This is a genomic window from Streptomyces sp. NPDC107559 (assembly GCF_055657365.1).
The window spans coordinates 558,054-581,752 of record NZ_JBVKBD010000002.1; the positions used below are offsets into that span (position 1 = coordinate 558,054).

17 protein-coding genes and 1 pseudogene are annotated in these 23,699 nt (G+C 71.7%); 5 read left to right on the forward strand and 13 right to left on the reverse strand.

Going from position 1 to position 23,699, the window contains the following annotated elements:
- Positions 1-411: 411 nt before the first annotated feature.
- A complete protein-coding gene (locus ACZ7OY_RS09000) occupies positions 412-1,128 on the forward strand; it encodes a hypothetical protein (protein WP_471910767.1) in 717 nt (238 codons plus the stop codon).
- Positions 1,129-1,153: 25 nt separating this feature from the next.
- On the opposite strand, the gene ACZ7OY_RS09005 is transcribed toward ACZ7OY_RS09000, so the two are convergent.
- The 9 genes and pseudogenes from ACZ7OY_RS09005 to ACZ7OY_RS09045 form a co-directional block, all read right to left on the reverse strand.
- A complete protein-coding gene (locus ACZ7OY_RS09005; protein WP_471910768.1) occupies positions 1,154-2,680 on the reverse strand; it encodes an NCS1 family nucleobase:cation symporter-1 in 1,527 nt (508 codons plus the stop codon).
- A gap of 140 nt (positions 2,681-2,820) precedes the next feature.
- Positions 2,821-3,840, reverse strand: a complete 1,020-nt coding sequence (locus ACZ7OY_RS09010) for a TIGR03842 family LLM class F420-dependent oxidoreductase (RefSeq protein ID WP_471910769.1) — start codon at positions 3,838-3,840, stop codon at positions 2,821-2,823.
- Positions 3,841-3,851: 11 nt separating this feature from the next.
- A complete protein-coding gene (gene hydA / locus ACZ7OY_RS09015) occupies positions 3,852-5,255 on the reverse strand; it encodes a dihydropyrimidinase (RefSeq protein WP_471910770.1) in 1,404 nt (467 codons plus the stop codon).
- 96 nt (positions 5,256-5,351) lie between these two features.
- Positions 5,352-6,194, reverse strand: a complete 843-nt coding sequence (locus tag ACZ7OY_RS09020) for a nitrilase-related carbon-nitrogen hydrolase (RefSeq protein WP_351601540.1) — start codon at positions 6,192-6,194, stop codon at positions 5,352-5,354.
- A 188-nt stretch (positions 6,195-6,382) separates the two neighbouring features.
- Positions 6,383-7,936: a PucR family transcriptional regulator gene (locus tag ACZ7OY_RS09025; RefSeq protein WP_471910771.1), complete on the reverse strand. Its 1,554-nt coding sequence runs from the start codon at positions 7,934-7,936 to the stop codon at positions 6,383-6,385.
- A 108-nt stretch (positions 7,937-8,044) separates the two neighbouring features.
- Positions 8,045-9,328 (reverse strand): aspartate aminotransferase family protein, encoded by a 1,284-nt coding sequence (locus ACZ7OY_RS09030; RefSeq protein ID WP_471910772.1) that lies wholly within the window; start codon positions 9,326-9,328, stop codon positions 8,045-8,047.
- Positions 9,325-10,167, reverse strand: coding sequence for a nitrilase-related carbon-nitrogen hydrolase (locus ACZ7OY_RS09035; RefSeq protein WP_152893441.1), 843 nt, complete (start codon positions 10,165-10,167; stop codon positions 9,325-9,327). Before ACZ7OY_RS09035 ends, ACZ7OY_RS09030 begins: the two co-directional genes overlap by 4 nt.
- A gap of 259 nt (positions 10,168-10,426) precedes the next feature.
- Positions 10,427-12,280, reverse strand: coding sequence for a hypothetical protein (locus ACZ7OY_RS09040; RefSeq protein WP_471910773.1), 1,854 nt, complete (start codon positions 12,278-12,280; stop codon positions 10,427-10,429).
- Between the two features lie 224 nt (positions 12,281-12,504).
- Positions 12,505-12,747: pseudogene (locus ACZ7OY_RS09045) on the reverse strand (helix-turn-helix domain-containing protein); the annotation flags it as partial.
- 32 nt (positions 12,748-12,779) lie between these two features.
- On the opposite strand from ACZ7OY_RS09045, the gene map reads away from it, so the two are divergent.
- Together map and ACZ7OY_RS09055 are read left to right on the forward strand one after the other, a co-directional pair.
- Positions 12,780-13,547 carry a type I methionyl aminopeptidase gene (map, locus tag ACZ7OY_RS09050; RefSeq protein ID WP_471910774.1) on the forward strand — a complete coding sequence of 256 codons (768 nt, stop codon included), beginning with the start codon at positions 12,780-12,782 and terminating at the stop codon, positions 13,545-13,547.
- Between the two features lie 479 nt (positions 13,548-14,026).
- Entirely contained in the window at positions 14,027-16,573 is a 2,547-nt protein-coding gene (locus ACZ7OY_RS09055; protein WP_471910775.1) for an ATP-dependent Clp protease ATP-binding subunit, read from the forward strand.
- A 79-nt stretch (positions 16,574-16,652) separates the two neighbouring features.
- On the opposite strand, the gene ggt is transcribed toward ACZ7OY_RS09055, so the two are convergent.
- A complete protein-coding gene (ggt, locus tag ACZ7OY_RS09060) occupies positions 16,653-18,485 on the reverse strand; it encodes a gamma-glutamyltransferase (protein ID WP_471910776.1) in 1,833 nt (610 codons plus the stop codon).
- Between the two features lie 156 nt (positions 18,486-18,641).
- On the opposite strand from ggt, the gene ACZ7OY_RS09065 reads away from it, so the two are divergent.
- Together ACZ7OY_RS09065 and ACZ7OY_RS09070 are read left to right on the forward strand one after the other, a co-directional pair.
- The gene (locus ACZ7OY_RS09065) at positions 18,642-19,442 is read left to right on the forward strand and encodes a hypothetical protein (protein WP_471910777.1); all 801 of its coding nucleotides are present in this window, start codon (positions 18,642-18,644) and stop codon (positions 19,440-19,442) included.
- 136 nt (positions 19,443-19,578) lie between these two features.
- The gene (locus tag ACZ7OY_RS09070; RefSeq protein WP_471910778.1) at positions 19,579-21,198 is read left to right on the forward strand and encodes a CocE/NonD family hydrolase; all 1,620 of its coding nucleotides are present in this window, start codon (positions 19,579-19,581) and stop codon (positions 21,196-21,198) included.
- Between the two features lie 46 nt (positions 21,199-21,244).
- Here ACZ7OY_RS09070 and ACZ7OY_RS09075 read toward each other — a convergent pair whose 3' ends face one another.
- From ACZ7OY_RS09075 to ACZ7OY_RS09085, 3 genes are read right to left on the reverse strand one after another with little or no spacing between them, the layout of a single operon-like run.
- Positions 21,245-22,129, reverse strand: coding sequence for an amino acid ABC transporter permease (locus ACZ7OY_RS09075; protein WP_471910779.1), 885 nt, complete (start codon positions 22,127-22,129; stop codon positions 21,245-21,247).
- Positions 22,126-22,770, reverse strand: a complete 645-nt coding sequence (locus ACZ7OY_RS09080; RefSeq protein ID WP_471910780.1) for an amino acid ABC transporter permease — start codon at positions 22,768-22,770, stop codon at positions 22,126-22,128. The genes ACZ7OY_RS09075 and ACZ7OY_RS09080 overlap by 4 nt, the downstream gene beginning before the upstream one ends.
- Positions 22,767-23,693 (reverse strand): glutamate ABC transporter substrate-binding protein, encoded by a 927-nt coding sequence (locus tag ACZ7OY_RS09085; RefSeq protein ID WP_471910781.1) that lies wholly within the window; start codon positions 23,691-23,693, stop codon positions 22,767-22,769. The genes ACZ7OY_RS09080 and ACZ7OY_RS09085 overlap by 4 nt, the downstream gene beginning before the upstream one ends.
- Between the last annotated feature and the right edge of the window lie 6 nt (positions 23,694-23,699).

Here is a 23,699-nt window from a genome sequence, read left to right on the forward strand (position 1 = left end):
CCCGATCCGGTCCCGCCGCCCGATCCGGTCCCGCCGCCCGCCCCGGTCCCGCCGCCCGCCCCGGTCCCGCCGTCCGATCCGGTCCCGCCGTCCGATCCGGTCCGGCCGCCCGCCCGGATCCCGTCGTCCCGGTGCTCGCCACCCGGACCGTGTCGGCCTATCCGGCACCTTCAACACCCTTGTCTGACAAGCCCGTTCGGGGAGCGGTCCGGCCGAGGGGTTCGGCAGCGCCGCCGTCCCGCGCTCCACCCGGGGGACAAATCGCCGCACACGTCTCAGGAGTTACCGGTTGCTGTGACCGGTCGTGTACGCAGCGAGTTCAGGCTTCCACCCCACAGACAGACGTGTGACACTGGCGTCCCGTTCGCAGTGTGGACCCCCCTCCGCACCCACCCCCACGAGAAGTGCGCCTTGCGTTCACTGCCCCTGCCGCTCGCCCTCACCGCGCGTCTGTCGCCGGTCGTCGTGCTCGCCGCCGCCGGCTGGTCGCTGACGTCCGGACCGTTCGCGCCGACGCCGACGGCCGGGCACGAGTCCGCCTCGACGACGCCCGGCTCGTCCGCCTCCGGCTCCTCCTCGACGGACGGATCCGGGTCGGGGTCCGGGTCGGGTTCGGGGTCCGGTTCGGGTGCTGCCGTGAAGGCGTACGCCGCCGCCCCCGCGCCGTGCACGAGCGTGGCCGTGAAGACGATCGAGTCGCTGGTGCCGGGGGCCAAGACGGCCGGCAAGGAGATCCCCTCGACGGACACGAAGGCCCGCCGCACCTGCTCCTGGAACGCGCTGAAGGGGTTCGACTACCGGTGGCTCGACGTCTCCTTCGAGATCCTGGACTCGGAGCAGGCGGCGGAGAAGACGTACAAGGAGCGGATCACGGAGAAGAGCGGCGGCGGGGTCGTGCCCGGTCTCGGTGACGCCGCGTACTCGATCGTGAACCTCACCACCGAGGACAAGCAGCAGACACGCGAGGGCGAGGTGATCGTCCGCTCGTCGAACGCGCTGGTGGTCGTCACCTACAACGGCAGCGACTTCGAGACGAAGAAGGCGCCGGGCACGGACGAGATCAACAAGGGCGCGATCAAGGCGGCCAAGGACGCGATGACGACGCTGGCGGGCAGCGCGAAGAGCTGAGTCCCGGCCGCCCGCCCGCCGTGTGTCACACCGTGTCCCGCTGCCGTCCGCTCAGCAGCATCAGGGCCACGTAGACCACCATCGAGGTGCCGAGGCCGACCGCCCAGCCGTAGTCCGCGAGGGGTTCCAGCGCCGGGACGGGCCGTCCGTCGATCAGCGGCTTGAGGCTCGCGCCGCCGATCGCCAGGACACCGCCGGTCGCGAAGGCGACGACGGCCCGCCAGTTCCAGCCGCCGTCGTACCAGTAGCGGCCGCCCGTGGTGTACAGGGCGGTGAGATCGAGCCGGCCGCGGCGCAGGATCCAGTAGTCGGCGATGAGGATGCCGGCGACCGTGCCGAGCAGCCCGCCGACCAGGCCGAGCCAGGTGAAGATGTAGCCCTGGGGGTCGGAGTACAGCTTCCAGGGGAAGATCAGCACGCCGAGGACGCAGGTGGCGAGGGCGCCGGTGCGGAAACTGATCCGGCGGGGCGCGATGTTGGAGAAGTCGAAGGCCGGGGAGACCAGGTTGGCCGCGATGTTCACGGACAGGGTCGCCACCAGCACGGTGACCAGCGCGTAGAGCAGGCCCACGACGTTGTCGGTCTTGGCGGCCAGCTGTACCGGGTCCCAGACCGCCTCGCCGTAGACGGCCTGCGAGCCGGAGGTGACCAGCACCGACAGGAACGCGAACAGGGTCATGGTCGTGGGCAGGCCGAGCGCCTGGCCCCAGGTCTGGGCCTTCTGGCTTCTGCCGTAGCGGGTGAAGTCGGGGATGTTCAGCGACAGCGTGGACCAGAAGCCGATCATGCCCATGAGCGAGGGGGCGAACAGCTTCCAGAAGTCGGCGCCCCAGCCCAGCTTCGACGGCTGGTCGAAGAGCGGGCCGAGGCCGCCCGCCTTGCTGCTCATCCACCACAGCATCACGAACGCGCCGACGAGCACGAAGGGCGCCGCCCAGTTCTCGAAGCGGCGGATCGTCTCCATGCCCCGGTAGATGACGGCGACCTGGATCGCCCAGAAGATCGCGAACGACAGCCACATGGTCCAGGGGTGGCCGCCGACCTGTGAGGCGTCGGCCCAGCTGTCGCCGATGAGCTTCCCGGCGAGGAAGAAGATCGCCTCGCCGCCGATCCAGGTCTGGATGCCGAACCAGCCGCAGGCCACCAACGCCCGTACGACGGCAGGGAGGTTGGCGCCGCGCACCCCGAAGGAGGCGCGGGCGAAGACCGGGAAGGGGATGCCGTACTTCGGTCCCGCGTGCCCGGTCAGCAGCATCGGCACCAGCACGATCAGATTGGCCAGGGCGATGGTGAGCACCGCCTGCTTCCAGTCCATGCCGACCGCGATCAGACCGGAGGCGAGCGTCCAGGAGGCCGTGTTGTGGGCCATGCCGACCCACAGCGCGGAGAAGTTGTACGTGGTCCAGGTGCGCTTCTCGACGGGGACCGGCAGCAGGTCCTCGTTGGCGTACGGGCCACTGGGCGGCGGCGAGCCGGGGGCGAGCTCCACCCGGCCGTCGGGGAGGGTGACTTGGGAGGTCGGCGGTATGTCCGCGGAGGCGATGTCGGTCATGGGCAGGCCAATCGGGGAGAGGGGACGGGAGAGGCCGTGCGGGTGATGCCGAGGGGGGGGTGCGCCCCGAGGACGAGATGGCTCGGAGTGCCCTGGGCCCCCTTCCCGGAACGGCGGGAAGGGGGAGTTCACCAGAAGGGTCAGCCGTTGAGGGCCGGGATCACCCTCGATCCGTAGGCGTCGATCACGGCTTCCTGCGCGTCGTGCATGTCGTAGACGGCGAACTGGTCGACGCCCAGGGCGCGCAGCGCGTCCAGCTTCTCGATGTGCTTCTCGACCGGGCCGATCAGACAGAACCGGTCGACGATCTCGTCGGGTACGAACTGGGTGTCGGGGTTGCCGGCGCGCCCGTGGTGCGCGTAGTCGTAGCCCTCGCGTGCCTTGATGTAGTCGGTGAGTTCGTCGGGGACGGCCGCCGAGTGCGCGCCGTACTTGGCGACCAGGTCGGCGACGTGGTTGCCGACCATCCCGCCGAACCAGCGGCACTCGTCGCGCGCGTGGGCGAGCGCCTCGGGCGAGTCGTCCTCGGTGACGTAGGCGGGGGCAGCGACGCAGATCTTCACCTCGGACGGGTCGCGCCCGACGGCGACGGCCGCGTCCCGCACCGCCTTGACCATGTACTCGGTGAGGTAGAGGTCGGCGAGCTGGAGGATGAAGCCGTCGGCCTCCTCACCGGTCATCTTCAGTGCCCTGGGGCCGTACGCGGCCATCCAGACCGGGAGTTCGGCGCCCGGCCTGATCCACGGGAACTTCACGACCGTACCGCCCAGGTCCGCCTCCTCGCCCCGGCCCAGCGCGCGGATGACCTTCATCGCCTCGCTTATACGGGCGAGGGTGTTGGGCTTGCGGCCGGCGACCCGCATCGCGGAGTCGCCGCGGCCGATGCCGCACACCGTGCGGTTGCCGAACATGTCGTTGAGGGTGGCGAAGGTGGAGGCGGTGACCTCCCAGGTGCGGGTGCCGGGGTTGGTGACCATCGGGCCGACCGTCAGCTTCGACGTGGCGGCGAGGATCTGGCTGTAGATGACGAACGGCTCCTGCCACAGCACGGCGGAGTCGAAGGTCCAGCCGTAGGTGAAGCCGTTGCGCTCGGCACGCTTCATCAGGCTGATGACCCGCGAGGCGGGCGGGTCAGTCTGGAGGACGAGTCCGAAGTCCATTGGCGCCACTCCTAGTTGAGGTACTGACAGGTGGAGCGGGGCGTGTAGACCCCGTGCCCGGCGTGCCCGGTGTACTCCCGCTCGTCGATGACGACCCGGCCGCGCGAGAGGACCGTCTCGACCCGGCCGGTCAGGCGCCTGCCCTCGTAGGCCGAGTAGTCGACGTTCATGTGGTGCGTCGCGGCGGAGACGACCTGCTCGGCGTGCGGGTCGTAGACGACCACGTCGGCGTCGGCACCCGGGGCGATGGTGCCCTTCTTCGGGTACATGCCGAACATGCGGGCCGGGGTGGCGCAGGCGATCTCGATCCAGCGGCGGCGGGAGATGTGCCCGTCGACGACGGCCTGGTGGAGCAGGTCCATCCGGTTCTCCACGCCCGGCAGACCGTTGGGGATCTTGGAGAAGTCGCCCCGGCCGAGCTCCTTCTGGCCCTCGAAGCAGAACGGGCAGTGGTCGGTGGAGACCACCTGGAGGTCGTTGGTGCGCAGGCCCCTCCAGAGCGCCGCCTGGTGCTCCTTGGGGCGCAGGGGCGTGCTGCACACGTACTTGGCGCCCTCGAAGTCGGGCTCCGCGAGGTTGTCGGTGGACAGGAACAGGTACTGCGGGCAGGTCTCGCCGAACACGTTCAGGCCCTCGTCGCGGGCCCGGGCCAGCTCGGCGACGGCCTCCGTGGCCGAGACGTGCACGACGTACAACGGGGCGCCCGCGACCTGCGCGAGCCGGATGGCGCGATGGGTGGCCTCGGCCTCCAGGAGCGCCTTGCGGACCTCGCCGTGGTAGCGGGGGTCGGTCTCGCCGCGCGCCAGGGCCTGTTCGACCAGGACGTCGATGGCGATGCCGTTCTCGGCGTGCATCATGATCAGTCCGCCGTTCTCGGCGGAGCGCTGCATGGCGCGCAGGATCTGGCCGTCGTCGCTGTAGAAGACGCCGGGGTAGGCCATGAACTGCTTGAAGGAGGTGACGCCCTCCTCGACCAGCAGGTCCATCTCCTTGAGCGTCTCCTGGTTCACATCGGAGACGATCATGTGGAAGCCGTAGTCGATGGCGCAGTTGCCCTCGGCCTTGGCGTGCCAGGCGTCCAGGCCCTCGCGCAGGGAGTGCCCGACGCTCTGCACCGCGAAGTCGACGATCGTCGTGGTACCGCCCCAGGCGGCGGCCCGGGTGCCGGTCTCGAAGGTGTCGGAGGCGAAGGTGCCGCCGAACGGCAGCTCCATGTGGGTGTGGGCGTCGACCCCGCCCGGGATCACGTACTTCCCGGTGGCGTCGATGGTCCGCTCGGCCGTCCAGGCCTGGGCGGCCGGGGTGCCGGAGGCGGCGAGGGCGGCGATCCGGCCGTCCTCGATCAGTACGTCGGCGTGGATCTCGTCGGACGCGGTGATGACGAGACCACCACGGATGACGGTACGGCTGCTCATGCTCCCTCTCCTGCCGTGTTCAACTCAGCTGTCGTACGGGTCGGTCGGTGCCGCCGGTCCGTTCCGCACCGGCCCGGCGGCACCGCCGGACGGGCCCTAGGGAGCGGTCAGCGGCTCGTACGCGTCGGGGCGACGGTCGCGGTAGAACTGCCAGCGGTCGCGCACCTCGCGCAGCGTCGCCAGGTCGAGGTCGCGGACGACGAGTTCGGTCTCCTTGTCGCCGGCCGGCTCGCCCACGAAGCGGGCCTCGGGGTCGACGAAGTAGGACGTGCCGTAGAAGTCGTTGTCGCCGAGTTCCTCGACGCCGACCCGGTTGATGGCGCCGACGAAGTACTCGTTGGCGACGGCCGCGGCCGGCTGTTCCAGCTGCCACAGGTAGCCGGACAGGCCGCGCGAGGTGGCCGACGGGTTGAAGACGATCTCGGCACCCGCGAGGCCCAGAGCGCGCCAGCCCTCCGGGAAGTGCCGGTCGTAGCAGATGTAGACGCCGATCCGGCCCACGGCGGTGTCGAAGACCGGCCAGCCGCTGTTGCCCGGCCGGAAGTAGAACTTCTCCCAGAAACCGGGAACTTGCGGGATGTGGTGCTTGCGGTACTTGCCGAGGTACGTGCCGTCCGCGTCGATCACGGCGGCGGTGTTGTAGAGGACGCCGGGCTGCTCCTCCTCGTACATCGGCAGGATCAGGACGATGCCGAGTTCGCGGGCGAGTGCCTGGAAGCGCTGCACGATGGGGCCGTCGGGGATCCGCTCGGCGTACTCGTAGAACGCCTTGTCCTGGACCTGGCAGAAGTACGGTCCGTAGAACAGCTCCTGGAAGCAGAGGATCTGTGCTCCCTGCGCGGCCGCGTCCCGGGCCGCCTGTTCGTGCACCCGGATCATCGACTCCTTGTCGCCGGTCCAGGCGGTCTGGAAGAGGGCGGCGCGGATCACTCTGCTCATCGGGACCTCCGGTCGCTCGGGGTGCTGGGGCGGACGCCGGGTGTGCCGTCGTCCGCCCCTGGAGCGTAGGAAGTCCGCGCGACGGCTTTGAGTTGCACCGTGTCACGTCTGCGGGCGCGTGGCGTGCCACCGTGTCACACCTTCGTCGACCCATGTTTCACCGCCGTTTTCCCAGGTGGTCGCCTGTTTCAGCGCTGTTGCGCGTCGTGCGCGAGCAGCGCGATGTGCACCGAGGCCGCCTGCTCGAAGTCGTCGAGGTCCACGCCGAGCCGCGCCCGTATCGCCTCCAGCCGGCGGTACAGCGCGGGCCGGGAGACATGGTGGAGCTGGGCGGTACGGGACTTGTTGCGGCCGGTGGCGAGATAGGTCCGCAGCACCGACAGCAGGTCGTCGTCGGCCTCGCGCAGCAGCCCGTCCAACTCCCGCTCCGCGAAGGACTGCACCTGCGGATCGTCGCGCAACAGGCGGATCAGGCCGCGCAGATGGACGTCGCGCAGCCGGACCACGGCCGGCAGGTCGAGGACGGTGGCCGAGTCGGCGACCGCCTCGGCCACGTGCCGGGCCTCGCGCAGTCCGGCGGGTACGTCGTCCCAGGCGGTGCGGCCGTCGGCCGCGGCGACGACCGTGCGGGCGGCGGACTCCGTGCGCAGCCGGGCCGCGAAGTGCGCCGCGAGCGCCTCGGCGTCCTGGTCGCGGGCCAGGCTCAGCAGGACGGCGGTGGATCTGCCGGTCAGCTCGGCGACCAGGCCCGGCATCCCCAGCAGGCGCAGGATCCGGTCGAGCCGGCCGGGGTCGCCGTCCCGCACGACCAGCGGGACGAAGGTGCGCCGGTTGACCGGAAGCCCGGCCGCCCGCGCCCGCGGCAGCAGCTGTCTGGCCGGTACGACCTCGCTGATCAGGTCGGTCAGCAGGCTCTGCGCGGACTGCTCCTCCCAGCTGTGGGCGGAACCGCCGCCGAGCATGCGGTGCAGCACGAGGGCCTCGGCGGCCCGGTCGGCGAGCAGCCGCCCGGTGGCGGCGTCACCGCGGTAGCCGCACAGCACGATGCCGCCCCACCGTTCCCCGCGCCCGCCGAGTTCGGCACGGACCCAGCCGTCGCCCTCGCCGCGGCCGGCCTGGCGCGAGATGCGCTCCCAGTCGCGCAGCACGTCGTCCACGGCCGGCCGCTCGCCCGCGGTGGCCAGCACCCGGTGGGCGAGGTTGGTGACGACGACGGGACAGCCGCTGTGCTGGGCGATCTCGTCGAGCAGGCGTTGCAGCGGGGCGCCCGCGGTGATGAGGCCGGTCAGGGCGGTGCGGACGGCTTCGGAGAGGCTGACGGCGGCGAACTTGCGCCGTACCAGGCGGGACTGGACCTCCTCCGTCAGCTCGGCGAAGGGGAAGGGCCGGTGGAGCACCACCATGGGCAGTCCGCACCGTTCGGCGGCGCGGCGCATCACGTCCGGCGGGGCCGGGAAGGCACGGCCGAGTCCGAGGACGACGGCCGCGGCCTCGGCGCGGTGCAGGGAACGGATGTACTCCGCCTGGAGGTCCTCGTCGCCGGCCAGCAGCACCCCGGTGGTCAGGACCATCTCGCCGCCGCTGAGCATCACGCCGACGTCCGCGGCCTCGGCGACGTGCACCCAGCGCACGGGCCGGTCGAGCTGGCCCGCGCCGGCCACCACCTCGGGCTCCCCGGCGAGCACCCGCTCCAGGGTGAGGACCTGACGGACCGACAGGACGGGTTCCAGGACGGTGGTCATGGTGGTGTTCCCTTGCTGTGGCGTTACCGAATGCCGGTCACCGGAAAGCCGGTCACCCCGTGCCCGTGACCGGCTCGCGGTGACCGGACGTGCGTCACCGGGTGCCCGTCACGCGATGCCGCGCAGAGCGCTCTCCAGGATCGCGGCGCCCTCCTCGGCCTCCGCGACGGTCAGGGACATCGGCGGCGCGATCCGCAGGGCGCTGGTGTTGTGGCCACCGCCCTTGCCGACGAGCAGTCCGCCCTCCCGGGCCGCTTCGAGCACGGCGGAGGCGGCCTGCGGATCGGCCTCGTCCGTACCGGGCCTGACCAGTTCGATGCCGATCATCAGGCCCCGGCCGCGCACCTCCCGCACCCACGGCAGCTGCGCGCCGACGGCCCGCAGCCGTTCGATGAGCAGGCCGCCGACCCGTCGGGCGTTGCCCTGGAGGTCGTGTTCGAGGAGGTAGCCGAGGTTGGCGAGGCCGGCCGCCATGGTGAGCTGGGTGCCGCCGAACGTCGAGATGCTGTTGGCGTCCAGGCAGTTCATGATGTCGGCGCCGGCGATGACGCCGCCGATGGAGGTGCCGTTGCCGATGCCCTTGGCGAAGGTGACGATGTCCGGCGGGCCGCTGTGGGCGTGCGCCTGCCAGCCCCAGAAGTTCTCGCCCGTGCGGCCCCAGCCGGTCTGCACCTCGTCGGCGATCCACAGCACGCCCCGCTGCTTGAGCACCTCGCGGAAGGCCGCGTACAGGCCGTCGGGCGGCGAGGTGAAGCCGCCGACGCCCTGGATGGGCTCGGCGATCAGGGCGGCGGGCGGACGGATGTGGCCCAGCAGGTCCGTGAGGTCGTCCACGCAGGCGGCGACGAAGGCGTCGTCGTCGAGATGCGCGAACGGTCCCCGGGTGCGCACCCCGCCGTGGACGTACAGCGTCTGGAGCGGGGACAGGGAGGTCGGGGACCAGCCGCGGTTGCCGGTGACGCCGACCGTGCTGAAGGACCGGCCGTGGTAGCTGTTGCGCATCGCCAGGACGGTGTTGCTGCGCCGGTAGGTGGTGGCGAGCAGCAGGGCGGTGTCGTTGGCCTCGGTGCCGGAGGTGGTGAAGAACACCCGGGCGTTCGGGATCGCGCTCAACTTGGCGATCCGTTCGGCCAGTTCCACCATCGGCCGGTTGAGGTAGAGCGTGGAGGAGTGGATGATCCGGCCGGCCTGTTCACTCACCGCCTTGGTGACCTCGGGCAGCGCGTGCGCGGTCATCGTGGTCAGGATGCCGCCGAAGAAGTCCAGGTAGCGGTTGCCGTCGGCGTCCCAGACGTGCCGTCCCTCGCCATGGGTGATCTCCAGCGGCTCCTCGTAGTAGAGCGCGAGCCAGTCCGGCAGGACGTTGCGGTGGCGTGCGTAGAGGTCGTTCACGGCTGGACCAGTCCCTCGTAGGCGTCGGGCCTGCGGTCCCGGTAGAAGGCCCACTGCTGCCGGACCTCCTCGATCAGGTCGAAGTCGAGGTCGCGGACGACCAGTTCCTCCTTGGTGTCGCTGGCGACGTCGCCGACGAACTGGCCGCGCGGGCTGACGAAGTAGCTCGTGCCGTAGAAGTCGTTGTCGCCGTACTCCTCCTGGCCGACGCGGTTGATCGCGGCGACGAAGTACTCGTTGGCGACCGCGGCCGCGGGCTGCTCCAGCTGCCAGAGGTAGGCGGACAGGCCGCGTGAGGTGGCGGACGGGTTGTAGACCAGCTGGGCGCCGTTCAGGCCGAGTTGGCGCCAGCCCTCGGGGAAGTGGCGGTCGTAGCAGATGTAGACGCCGATCCTGCCGACCGCCGTGTCGAAGACCGGCCAGCCCGCGTTGCCGGGTTTGAAGTAGTACTTCTCCCAGAAGCCCTTGACCTGCGGGATGTGGTGCTTGCGGTACTTGCCGAGGAAGGTGCCGTCGGCGTCGATCACGGCCGCGGTGTTGTAGTAGAAGCCGGACTGCTCGATCTCGAAGACCGGTACGACGATCACCATGCCGGTCTCGCGGGCGAGTTCCTGCATACGACGCACGGTCGGCCCGTCCGGGACCGGTTCGGCCCAGCGGTAGTGCTCCGGTTCCTGCACCTGACAGAAGTAGGGGGCGTTGAAGACTTCCTGGAACCCGATGACCTGGGCACCCTGCCGGGCCGCCTCGCGCGCGTGTTCCTCGTGTTTGGCCACCATGGACTCGGTGTCGCCGGTCCAGGTGGCCTGAACCAGCGCGGCTCGTACGACGTTGGCCATGAGCTGCTCCTTCGACGGGACGTCAGAGCCTCTACGCCCGTAGACGCAGGCCGTAGAGGGACGAACGTAAGCCTCCAGGACGGGCTTGCCAAGACCATCGTCGTTAACCCGCTGAGTCGATCGCGTTTCACACTCCGGTGGGTGAGCCGCTGGGCCGTCCGGGTGGCCCGGACGGCGGATCCCGCCTCGGCCGGGTGGCGGATCCCGCTCCGCCCGGGCGGTCGATCCTGTCGCCCCTGGACCGTTCGTCCCGCCGGCCTCAGACGGTGAACCCGGCCACCCGCAGCGCGTGCACCACGTCCCAGTGGCGTTCGTCCGAGACGCCCCGGGCCGCCTCCAGCAGCAGCGGTACGAGCGTCTGCGGGTCCGGCCCGACGCACCGGGCCGCCTCCTCGGGGGTACGGACGCGTACGTACGCGTCCAGCAGCGCGCGCACCTCACGGCGGGCGCCCGCCCCGGCCAGCGCGAGCACGGCCTCGCCTATCTCGACGGCCGGGCGGGCGACGCCCTGGCGCAGGATCTGCTCGCCGTCGCCGGTGCGGCCCGCCCCGGCCAGGGCGTCGGCGGCGGCGACCACCCGGCCGGCCGGCAGCGAGGCGGTCTCCCACAGCAGCGTCGCCCAGTCGGCGCCGAGCGCGGCCCGCTGGAGCTCGTCCGCGAGCAGCGGGAAGCGGTTGGCGGGCCAGTGCGCGATCTCCACCAGCAGGGCGTGCGCCTCGCCGCTGCGCCCCTCGGCCCGCAGCCGTACCAGCCGCCCCACCGTCTCGGCGGCCTCCCGCCCGGCCGCCGCGTCCGGCGACCCGGCGGCCGGCTTCGGCTCCGTCCGCCGCACCGCCTCGGCGACCCGCGCGAAACGCGCACCGCGCGGGGTACGGCCGGAGGCCTCCGGCCGGGGCGGTGCCGCGTCCGGCGGTACGACCGCGGAGGCGGACTCCTCCTCGGCCATCCCGGCGAACCGGGCACTGCCACGGCGCCGCTTGCGCTGCTTGGCGGGGGCGGGGTCGGGGGCGGGCACCGGAGCGGCGGGAGCGGACTCCCGGGCGCCGGTCACGGGGGTGCCGGTCACAGGGGTGCCGGTCACAGGGGTGCCGGTCACGGGGGCGTGGGCGCGGGTGCGGGTGCGATCCGCGGCCGCCGCGGCCCCGGACGCGGAGACGTGGGTGTGGCCCGCGGCCGCCGCGGACCCTGGCGCGGGGACGTGGGGGTGGTCCGAGGACCGGAACGCGGGGGTGCCGTCCGCAGACGCGGCCCCGGGGGCGGAGCGGCCATCCCCAGCCGCCGCGGACCCGGACCCGGACGAGTCGTACGCAGCCGCCACGGGCCCGGGACCGGACGATTCGTACGCAGCCGTCACCGACCCGGACAAGGAAGAGTCGTACGCAGCCCCCGACCCGGACACGAACGAGTCGTACGCAGCCGTCGCCGACTCGGACCCGGACCCTGACCCGGACGAGTCGTACGCGCCCGCCGCGGACCCGGACGCGCCGTACCGGGGGCGGCCGGCGGCGAAGCCGTCGTAGGTGCCGCCGGCGCTGCGTCCCGGGCTCAGGGAGCCGCGGCCGCCGGGCTCACGGGGCTCCGGGCGGCCGGCCCGGCCGTCCGGTCCCTGCCGGTCCGACTGCGCCATGCGGGCGCGGAGTTCGGCGCACCGGGCGGAGACGCGCTCGTGGTCGTCGCGGGCCCAGGCGAGGTCGAGGCGGACCGTGTCGGCCTCCTCCGGGGTGGTGGCGGAGGCCAGCAACCGGCCGAGTTCGGACTGCCGTTCGGCGGTGTACCGCTGCTCGCGGAGCATCTCGTCGAGCCGGTCCCCGAGGGCGGCCCGGCCGCCGGGCCGGGCGTCGTGCGCGGCGAGCGCGGCGGCGTGCAGGGCACGGGCCCGTTCGTACTCCGGCCCTGCGGTCTCGGGTCCGTACGCGGCGGCCAGGTCGTGCAGCAGCGCCTCCACGACGTCCCAGGGCGGCACTTCACGCCCTTCGAGGCAGGCCCGCATACCGTCGGGGTCGCGCTCCCAGAAGACCGCGCACCAGCCGCCGCCCTGGTCCAGGCGGGCCAGCAGGCCGTCCAGGTACGTCGAGAACTCCCGCACCCGGACCGAGAGTTGATCCACCGTCATCGCCCAACTCCTGCCAGACCGGAACACTCCGCCTGGCAGGAAACACCACCTGTGTTACGGGACGGCTACAAGGAGTTTTCGGAGTGGCCGCAGCGATCTCAACGGTCCCGCGCCCCGGCGGTGACCCCGGCCCCCGAGACCCCCGGGATCCCCGAAGCCCCCAAGGCCTCCGAGACGTCGAGGGCGCCGAGCCCGCCGAGCCCGTCGAGGGCCTCCAGGGCGTCGGCCGGGGCGCAGCGCCCGACCAGTTCGTCCATCGACAGCCCGAGCGCGCGGGCCAGGGCGGCCACGGTGAAGAACGCCGGGGTCGGCGCGCGGCCGGTCTCGATCTTGCGAAGAGTCTCGGCGGAGATGCCCGCGCTCGCCGCCACGGACGTCATGCTGCGGTCACCGCGGGCCTCGCGCAGCAGCCTGCCGAGCCGCTCGCCGCGCTCTCGCTCTTCGGGGGTCAGCGGGGTACGTACCATGCCGTCATTCTAATACCGGTATAGTAATTGGCATGGTGGAGCTGAAAACCGATACATCGATCGACGCGATGCACCTGGCCGGCCAGGTCGTCGCCAGGGCACTCACCGCCGTGCAGGAGGCGGCGGGGGTGGGCGTCTCCCTGCTCGAACTCGACGCGCTGGCGCGTGAGGTGCTGCGCGAGGCGGGCGCGACCTCGCCCTTCCTCGGCTACCGGCCCTCCTTCGCGCCGACCCCGTTCCCCGGCGTGATCTGCGCCTCGGTGAACGACGCGATCGTGCACGGCATCCCGGACGGCTACCGGCTGCGCGACGGCGACCTGCTCTCCGTCGACTTCGGCGCCGAACTGGGCGGCTGGGTGGGCGACTCCGCGGTCAGCTTCACCGTGGGCGCCCCGCGCCCGCAGGACACCAGGCTGATCGCGACCGCGGAGCAGGCGCTGGCCGCGGGCATCGAGGCGGCCGTGGTCGGCAACCGCATCGGGGACATCGCGTACGCGATCGGCTCGGTGTGCCGCGCCGCCGGTTACGGCATCCCGGACGGCTTCGGCGGCCATGGCATCGGACGCCGTATGCACGAGGACCCGGGCGTGCCGAACGAGGGCCGTCCCGGTCGCGGCCTGCCGCTGCGCCGCGGCATGGTCCTGGCGATCGAGCCCATGCTGGTGGCGAGCGGCCGGGACGGCTATCACGCGGCCGACGACGGCTGGACCCTGCGCACGAACGACGGCTCCCGTGCGGCCCACGTCGAGCACACCGTGGCGATCACCGAGGCCGGCCCGCGCGTCCTGACCGCCCGCTGACCGCCGCCCGCCGGAACCGCCGGCGCACCGGCCCCCACTCCCCCGCCGACGCCGTCCGGATCGTCGTACCGCGCACCGGACCGGCACCGCCGCGGGCCGCGTCCCGCCGCGCCACGACCCCGGACGGGCGCCCGCGGCGCGCGGCCCCGAGCGGTACGCCGTGCTGGAGGTGCTGCGAGGCAACGATCGTGCGATCGTGTTCTACGAGTACCAGGGCTGTGTGCGCACGGCCGAGCGCCCGCTGCGGCCGGCCTCCGACCTGGTGCCGGACGGGATCGAGTACACCTGGCCCGCCGCCGTGGTGGGCCGCCCGGCGGCAGCGTACGTGAGGGACGCGCCGCGGGCGCAGGCCGGCCGAGTCCGGGCACCCGCGTTCGGACATGCACGTCGATCAGCGAGCGCGTCCCGCGTGCTTTCCCCGGTCCACCGGATTTCCGCGCGGGCCGGGAGACCTCCTCGGGACGCCGGAACGGAACGCCATGACCAGCGGCTTCACGGGACCGGAAGGAAACGGCCCGGACCCCTTCGGAGATTTCCTCGCACGCTTCTTCGCCGGACCGCGCTCCGGTCCCCGGCAGATCGACATCGGCCGGCTGCTGAGTCAGCCGGCCCGGGAGCTGGTGCGCGGCGCCGCCCAGTACGCCGCCGAGCACGGCAGCCGGGACCTGGACACCCAGCATCTGCTGCGGGCCGCGCTGTCCGCCGAACCCACCCGGAGCCTGCTCAGCCGCTCCGGCGCCGACCCCGACTCCCTGGCGACGGAGATCGACCAGCGCTCCGGGCCGGTGCAGCAGGAGCCGGGCCAGGCCCTGCCGCCGACCTCGCTGTCCCTCACCCCGGCCGTCAAGCGGGCCCTGCTGGACGCGCACGAGCTGGCCCGCTCCAGCGGCGCCGGTTACATCGGCCCCGAACACGTGCTCGGGGCGCTGGCGGCGAACCCCGACTCGGCCGCCGGGCACATCCTGAACTCGGCCCACTTCGCCCCCACCGGCATGCCGCCCGAGGCGCACGACGCGACCCAGCAGCTTCCCGAGCGCCCCCGGCCCACGGCGACCCCGACCCTGGACAAGTACGGGCGTGACCTCACCGATCTGGCCCGGCAGGGCCGGATCGACCCGGTGATCGGACGGGACGACGAGATCGAGCAGACCATCGAGGTGCTCTCCCGGCGCGGCAAGAACAATCCGGTGCTCATCGGTGACGCGGGCGTCGGCAAGACGGCGGTCGTGGAGGGGCTCGCGCAGCGGATCGCCGAGGGGGACGTGCCGGACGGGCTCACCGGCCGTCGTGTGGTCGCCCTGGACCTGACGGGCGTGGTCGCCGGCACCCGTTTCCGCGGCGACTTCGAGGAGCGGATGAACAACATCGTCAACGAGATCCGCGCGCACTCCGACGAACTGGTCGTCTTCATCGACGAGCTGCACACGGTCGTCGGCGCGGGCGGCGGTGGCGAGGGCGGCACGATGGACGCGGGCAACATCCTCAAGCCGGCCCTGGCCCGCGGCGAGCTGCACATCGTGGGCGCCACCACGCTGGAGGAGTACCGGCGGATCGAGAAGGACGCGGCGCTGGCCCGCCGCTTCCAGCCGATCATGGTGCCGGAGCCGACGGTGCTGGACGCGATCGAGATCCTGCGCGGGCTGCGTGACCGTTACGAGGCCCACCACCAGGTGCGCTACACCGACGAGGCGCTGGTGGCGGCCGTGGAGCTGTCCGACCGCTATCTCACCGACCGCAGGCTGCCCGACAAGGCCATCGACCTGATCGACCAGGCCGGCGCCCGGGTACGGCTCGGCGCCCGCACCAAGGGCACCGACGTACGGGCGATGGAGCGCGAGGTCGAGCAGCTCGTCCGGGACAAGGACCAGGCGGTCGCCGACGAGCAGTACGAGCAGGCCACCCAGATCCGGGACCGGATCGGCGCGCTGCGGCGGCAGATCGCCGAGAGCAGCGGCGAGGACACGGCCGACGAGGGGCAGGACCTGGAGGTGACGGCCGAGGCCATCGCCGAGGTGGTGTCCCGGCGGACCGGCATCCCGGTCAGCCGGCTCACGCAGGCGGAGAAGGAACGCCTCCTCGGGCTGGAGAAGCATCTGCACCAGCGGGTGATCGGCCAGGAGGAAGCGGTCGCCGCGGTCTCCGAGGCGGTCATGCGCTCGCGCGCCGGGCTGTCCAGTCCCGACCGGCCGATCGGCAGCTTCCTGTTCCTCGGCCCGACCGGTGTCGGCAAGACGGAGCTGGCCCGCGCGCTCGCCGAGGCGCTGTTCGGCAGCGAGGAGCGGATGGTCCGGCTCGACATGAGCGAGTACCAGGAGCGGCACACGGTCAGCCGGCTGGTCGGCGCCCCGCCCGGTTACGTCGGTCACGACGAGGCCGGCCAGCTCACCGAGGTGGTGCGCCGGCACCCGTACTCGCTGCTCCTGCTGGACGAGATCGAGAAGGCGCACCCGGATGTCTTCAACATCCTGCTCCAGGTGCTGGACGACGGCCGGCTCACCGATTCCCAGGGCCGCACGGTCGACTTCACCAACACGGTGATCGTGATGACGAGCAACCTCGGCTCGGAGGCCATCGTCCGGCGCGGCGCGGGCATCGGGTTCGGGTCGGGCGGGGCCGGGGCCGACGAGGAGGCGCGGCGCGAGCAGATCCTGCGGCCGCTGCGTGAGCACTTCCGGCCGGAGTTCATCAACCGCATCGACGAGATCGTCGTCTTCCAGCAGCTCACCACCGACCAGCTGCGGAAGATCACCGACCTGCTGCTGGAGAAGACCCGCAGGCTGCTGCACGCGCAGGACATGGAGGTCGAGTTCACCGACGCGGCCGTCGACTGGCTGGCGAGCCGCGGCTACCAGCCCGAGTACGGTGCCCGGCCGCTGCGCCGCACCATCCAGCGGGAGGTCGACAACCAGCTGTCCCGGCTGCTCCTGGACGGGCGGATCGCACCGGGCAGCGAGGTGACGGTGGACGAGGCGGACGGCGGGCTCACGTTCCGCACCGAGACCATGCCGCCCACCCCCGCGTCCTGAACACCCGGGACGCGAAGGCGGGTCGGACAAGGCCCAGGACGCCGAAGGCCAGGACGCCGAAGGCCAGGACGCCGGAGGCCTAGTGGGCCGGGTCCACGACCATCGCGGAGCCGCCACCGCGCCGTACGGTCTCGGCGGCGGCCCGCCACTGGCCGTTCGGCAGGCGTTGGACGCCGGTCGCGGCGCCGATCTCCGGGTTGAGCTTGAAGCCGTGCCCGATGGCCTCCAGCCGGGTCCTCAACGCGCTGTCGTAGAGGGCGGGTTCGAGTTCGGTCTGGGCGGCGTTGCGCTGACTGGCGCGCGGGGCGGCGATCGCGTCGACGAGGGGCAGGCCGCGGTCGAGGAACTCGGTGAGGGTCTGGAGCACGGTGGTGATGATGGACGCGCCACCGGGTGAACCGAGGGCCACGACAGGCCTGTTGTGCCGGTCGAGCACGATCGTCGGGGAGATCGAGGAGCGCGGCCGCTTGCCCGGACCCGGCAGGTTCGGGTCGTGCACGGCCGGGTTGGCCGGGGCGAAGGAGAAGTCCGTCAGTTCGTTGTTGAGCAGGAAGCCCCGGCCGGGGACGGTGATGCCGCTGCCGCCGGTCTGCTCGATGGTGAGGGTGTAGGCGACGACGTTGCCCCACTTGTCGGCGACCGTGAGATGCGTGGTGTTCTCGCCCTCGTAGGTCGTCGGGGCGGCGGTGCCGGGGCCGGCGCAGGCCGCCGGGTGCCTCGGGTCGCCGGGCGCCAGGGGGCTGGTGAGGACGGTGTTGTCCTTGATGAGGCACGCGCGTGAGTCGGCGTAGCGCTGCGAGAGCAGTTCCTCGGTCGGTACGTCCTCGAAGGCGGGGTCGCCGACCCAGCGCCCGCGGTCGGCGAACGCGATCCGGCTCGCCTCGATGAAGTGGTGCAGGTACTGGACCTCGCTCGCCCGGGAAAGGTCGGTGCGCTCCAGGATGTTCAGGGCCTCGCCGACCGTGGTGCCGCCGGAGGAGGAGGGCGCGATGGAGTAGACGCCGAGCCCGCGGTACGAAGTCCGGGTGGGCGCCTGGAGTTTGGCGCGGTAGGCGGCGAGGTCCTTGGCCGACAGGCGGCCGGGCCGGGCGTTCCAGCCGGAACCGGGGTCCACGGGCGGCTTGTTGACGGTGTTCAGGACGTCCTTGCCGAGGTCGCCGCGGTAGAGCGCGTCGACGCCCTTGCGGCCCAGTTCCTCGTAGGTGCGGGCGAGGTCGGGGTTCTTGAACGTGGAGCCGACCACGGGCAGTTTGCCGCCGGGCAGGAACAGCCGTGCGGTGTCGGGGAAGTAGCGGAACCGGGTCTCGTTGCCCGCGGTCTGGGTGCGGAAGGTGTCGTCGACGGTGAAGCCGTCGCGGGCGATGCGCTCGGCGGGTTCGAGGACCGTGCCGAGCTTTCTGGTGCCCCACTTGTCCAGTGCCGTCGCCCAGGTGGCGGGCGTACCGGGGGTGCCGACGCTCAGTCCGCTGGTGACGGCGTCGGCGAAGGCGAGCGGTGTGCCGTTCTCCGTGAACAGGCCGGAGTCGGCGCTCAGCGGGGCGGTCTCGCGGCCGTCGATGGTGTGCACGGTGCGCGACTTGGCGTCGTAGTAGACGAAGTAACCGCCTCCGCCGATGCCGGAGGAGTAGGGCTCGGTGACGCCGAGTGCGGCCGCGGTGGCGACGGCCGCGTCGACCGCGTTGCCGCCCTTCTTCAGCACCGCGATGCCGGCGGCGGAGGCGTCCGCGTCGACGCTGGCCACGGCGCCGCCGTAGCCGACGGCGACCGGGACCTTGGCCGTCGTGGCACCCCCGGCGGGCGCGTTCTCGGCCGTCGTGGTGCTCCCGGTGGCGGGCGGTGCCGCCGCGCCCACCGACACCACGGCGGCCGAGACCGCAAGGACCGCCAGTTTCCGCGTGACAAGGCGACGCATCCGCACCTCCAGCGAGTGGACCGTTCGCGCAGCGTAGCCACAATTGTCCCGGCCTCAACAGTCTCATTTCGGCTGCTCCAGCGCGAACGGTACGCATCGAACACCGGTGCGTACCAACCGATCGGGCCGTCGGTGGGCCCGCTAGCATGCGCGCACATGACAGACGACCTGCTCCTCATCGTCCCCGGCGTGGCGGCGGCCGGCCTCGGCGTCGCCCTCGGGTGGCTGACCCGTACCCAGCTCTGGAAGCGAAGGCTGCGGCGCAAGCAGGCCTTCTTCGGACTGCCCGACAACTCCGAGTCGTTGCTCGTGGTCAACCGCGAGGCGGGCGGCCCCGAGCTGACCGTGCTGCGCCACGACGTGTTCGCGCTGCTCGAACTGGCCGCGCTCATCAAGGACTGCAACGCCAACGCCCAGATCGTCGCGCACGACGCGGCCCAGCAGGGGTTCGGGGAACGCACCGAGTTCTGCGTGGGCGGTCCCGCCTCCAACCGCCGGATGGCCGCCCATCTGAGCTCGCTGCTGCCGGGGGTGCGGGTCGACGTCGACGCCGAGCCCGGCCCCGAGCGCGGTGCCTTCCGGATAGGTGAGGAGAAGTACCTGCTGGATTCGGGCAAGAGCGAGTACGTACTGCTCGCGCGGCTCACCGCGGGCCAACGCCGGGAGGCCCGCCCGGTGTTCCTCTTCTGCGGCCAGCGCGCCATCACCAACCAGGCCGCGGCTCGCTATCTGGCACGCAACCACGAGCGGCTGGCCCGCAAGCACGGCGGCGCCTCCTTCGCCCTGCTGCTGCGGGTGGTCAACTCCCAGGCGTACGGCCCCGACGTCGTCGAGCTCGTCGCCGACGTGACCCGTGCCGCCCAGACGCCACTGCCCGTCCCGGACCCCGCCCTCGAGCCCAAGCCGGAGCCCAAGCCGCGGACGAGGTCCCCCCGGACCACGCCTCGCACCTCCTGAGTCCACCTCGCGAGTCCGCGAGTCCACCCCGCGCCACAAAACTTTACTCATGCGTAACTTACCGACGGGTTACCTCCAGTAAGGAAACCCGGTTACCGTCGGGTCACTTTGCTGTGTCGCGCGTGAGGAGTGACCCATGGGCCGAACGGGCGCGGAGCGCTTACGAGCAGGGGGGCGGCAGTCGCCGGGCAATCGCCCGCGCACGGCCCTGCGTACGATCACCGTGGGTGCCCTGTCGGCGACCCTGATCGCCGGCGGCGTCCTCGGGCTCGCACCCGCCGCTCAGGCGGCCGACGGCCGCGTCCGCTACGTCGACATCACCGGCGACGGCGGCATCGTCCTGAAGGCGAACGTCGTCACCCCCGCGGGCTCCGACGGCACCCGCCGCTACCCGCTGATCGTGCTGCCCACGAGCTGGGGCCTTCCCCAGATCGAGTACCTGGCCCAGGCGCAGCGGCTCGCCGACTCCGGCTACGTCGTCCTCACCTACAACGTACGCGGCTTCTGGCAGTCCGGCGGCGAGATAGAGGTGGCCGGTCCCTCCGACACCGCCGACGCGTCCCGGGTGATCGACTGGGCCCTCGCCCACACCCCCGCCGACGCCGGGCACATCGGCATGGCGGGCGTCTCCTACGGCGCCGGCATCAGCCTGCTCGCCGCCGCGCACGACCCGCGGATCAAGGCCGTCGCCGCGCTGAGCGGCTGGGCCGACCTGATCGACTCGATCTACTCCGGCCGCACCCAGCACGTCCAGGCCACCGCCCTGCTGGACATCGCCGGCGCGACCACCGGCCGCGAGAGCGCCGAGGCCCGGCAGGTCTTCGACGACTTCTACTCCTCGGACCTGGCCCACGAGCAGGACCTCCTCGCCTGGGGCAGGCAGCGCTCGCCCGCCACCTACCTGGACCGGCTCAACGCCAACGGACCGGCCGTCATGCTCGCCAACGCCTGGGGCGACACCATCTTCCCGGCCAACCAGTACGCCGACTTCTACGAGAAGCTGACCGGGCCCAAGCGGCTGGAGTTCCGCCCGGGCGACCACGCCACCGCCGAACTCACCGGACTGTTCGGCCTGCCCAACGACGTGTGGACCGACACCGGACGCTGGTTCGACCACTACCTCAAGGGCGCCGACAACGGCATCGACCGCGAACAGCCGGTCGAGCTCAAGTCCCGTTCCACCGGCGGCTACGAGGGCTATCCGGACTGGAAGTCGGTGGGCGCCGCCACCCGCAAGTTCGCCCTGGCCGGCACCACCACGATCCACACGAACGTCGATTCCGGTGCGGACGGCGGGATCGTCCTGCTGTCGAGCCTGCTCGACCAGGTCGCCCGGGTCCCCCCGATGGCGTGGGTCCCCCTGCTGCCCCGCCGTTGGGCGGCCGTCTGGCAGTCGGAGAGGTACGCCACCGCCCAGCGGGTGCGCGGCACCGCCCGGCTGCACACCACGCTCACCCCGACCAGGGAGAGCGGCACCCTCGTCGCGTACCTGTACGACGTGGGGCCGCTCGGCCTGGGCAGGCTGGTCAGCAACGCGCCGTACACCTTCCACGGGCGCACCCCGGGCGAGCCGTTCGGCCTCGACCTGGACCTGTTCTCCACGGCCTACGACGTCCCGGCAGGACACCGGCTCGCCCTGGTCGTCGACACGGTCGACCCGCTCTACATCGAGCACAACCCGTCCGGCGCGCAACTGACCTTCTCCTCGCCGGCGGACGACCCGTCGTACGTGTCGGTACCGCTGCGCGAGCAGTGATCTCCGGCCGCGGCCGGGCGGGTATGGCTCTGCGCGCTGCCGCCCCCTACGGTCGGGGTGCCGTGGGGGGTTCCCCGCCCGGCAGCGGTGTCCCGGGGCCGGCCGCGGTCAGCTCCACGGCCCGTGTCTTGGGACTGCGCCGCTCCCACCGGGACACCCGGCCGGCGAACCAGGAGAGCAGCATGCACATTCCGATGTAGATCGGCGAGATCACCATCACCACCGGGATGAACGGCAAATCGTAGTCGAGGTTCGAGGCGATGAGTTTTCCGGCATGGAGAAACTCCTCGTAGGTGATGAGGTAGCCGAGGGAGGTGTCCTTCAGCGCCACCACCAACTGGCTGATGATGGCGGGCAGCATGGCCCGTACCGCCTGGGGCACCAGGACATGGACCATGACCTGTGTCTTGCGCATCCCGAGCGCGAACGCGGCTTCCCGCTGGCCGCGTTCCACGGCGTTGACGCCCGAACGGAACACCTCGGCGAGCACCGAGCCGTTGTAGAGCGTCAGTCCGGCGACGAGGGCGGTCAGCGGCTGCGCCCGCAGGGCCACGAAGATGAAGAAGATCATCACCAGTACCGGCATGGCCCGGAAGAACTCCACGACGACCGTGGCGAGCACGCGCAGCGGCCGGTGCTCCGACAGCCGGCCGGTCGCCAGCACCCCGCCGAGCACCAGCGAGAGCCCGGCCGCCAGGGCGAAGGCCTTCAGCGTGTTGCCGAGACCGCGCAGCAGCAGCTCCTGGATCCCCTGGTAGGCGAAGGGCATCCACTTCGTGTACGTGAACTGCTCGGTGTCGAAGAGGAGATACAGGATCCAGGCCAGCAGGCCGAGGATGACGGCTGCGGCCACGACCGAGTAGATCCGGTGCCGCCGCCGGGTCCGGGGTCCCGGTACGTCGTAGAGGGCGGTGGCGGTGGCGGGTGTCAACGGGCGACTCCCCACTTCTTCTCCAGCGCGTTGAACAGCGCGCTGATGGCGAACGTGATGATCAGGTAGCCGACGGCGATCCAGACGAACGTCCAGACGATGTTGTAGCCGAGCTCGCTGAGCGTCTTGTAGGTGCCGAGCAGCTCGGTGACGCTGAACGCGCCCGCGATCGCGGAGTTCTTGGCGAGCGCGATGAGGGTGGAGCCGACCGGTGGGATCACCGAGCGGAACGCCTGCGGCAGGACGACCAGGTTCAGGGTCTGCGCGAAGCTCATCCCGAGGCTGCGGGCCGCCTCGCCCTGTCCCGTGGGCACGGTGTTGATGCCGGATCTCAGCGCCTCGCAGATGAACGCCGAGGTGTAACAGCCCAGGGCGAGGACGGCGAACACCTCGAAGGGCAGGACGATGCCGAACCGGGGCAGTCCCAGCAGTACCGCGAAGAACAGCAGGGTCAGCGGGGTGTTGCGCAGCACGGTCACCCACGCCGTGCCGAAGACCCGCAGCGAGCGCACCGGCGCGACCCGGAAGGAGGCCATGACGAAGCCGAGGAGCAGGGCCAGCACCGAGGAGTAGACGGTGAGTTCGAGGGTGCCGAGGAAACCCTCGGCGTAGAGGGAGAAGTTGTCGATCAGAACGTTCATGTACCGGCCTGGTAGCGGTCGATCGGGGGCGGGGTCGGCGCGGGCACTCCGGACAGGCCGAGCGTGGCCTCGTACGCCTTCTTCCAGTCGCCGTTCCTCTCACGGGCCTCCAACGCGTCGTCGAGGGCGAGGCGCAGGGCGTTGTCGCCGTGCGGGACGCCGATGCCGTAGGGCTCCTCGGAGAAGGGCCTGCCGACCACCTTGAGTTCGTCGGGTGCCTTCGCCGCGTAGCCGATGAGGATCGCGTCGTCGGTGGTGACGGCGTCGACCTGGTAGGTGAGCAGGTTGTCGACGCAGACGGAGTAGGTGTCGTAGGCGACGAGTACCGCCTTCGGATAGTGCTCCTTGATGCGCTGGTACGGGGTCGAACCGGCCGCCGAGCAGACGCGCTTGCCGTCGAGGTCCTGCGGGCCGTGGATGTCCTTCTCGTCGGCGCGCACCAGCAGCGACTGTCCGGCCAGGTAGTAGGGCCCGGCGAAGCCGACGAGCTTCTTGCGGTTGTCGTTGATGGTGTAGGTGCCGACGTAGTAATCGATCTGGCCGTTCTGCAGAGCGGTCTCCCGGTTCGCGGAGGCGATCGTCTTGAAGTGGATCCTGGCGGGGTCGAAGCCGAGCGAGGCCGCCGTCATCTTGGCGATCTCGATGTCGAAGCCGGAGTAGGTGCCGGCCGCCGGGTCCTTCTCGCCGAGGTAGGGCTGGTCCTCCTTGACGCCGACGACGAGGTACCCGCGCTTCTTCGCCCTGGTCCAGGTCGGTGAGCCGGGCAGCCGGAAGTCCTCCGCCACCGCGTAGTGCGGAAGCCGTTCGGGCGCGGGCCCCTTGCCCGGCGGGCTGCCCTCCTTGCCGCAGGCGGCGAGGAGGAGGGCCGTCAGCACGGCCAGGACGGTGGACACACGTGTGCTGCGGAATGTGGTGCGGAACATGCGACG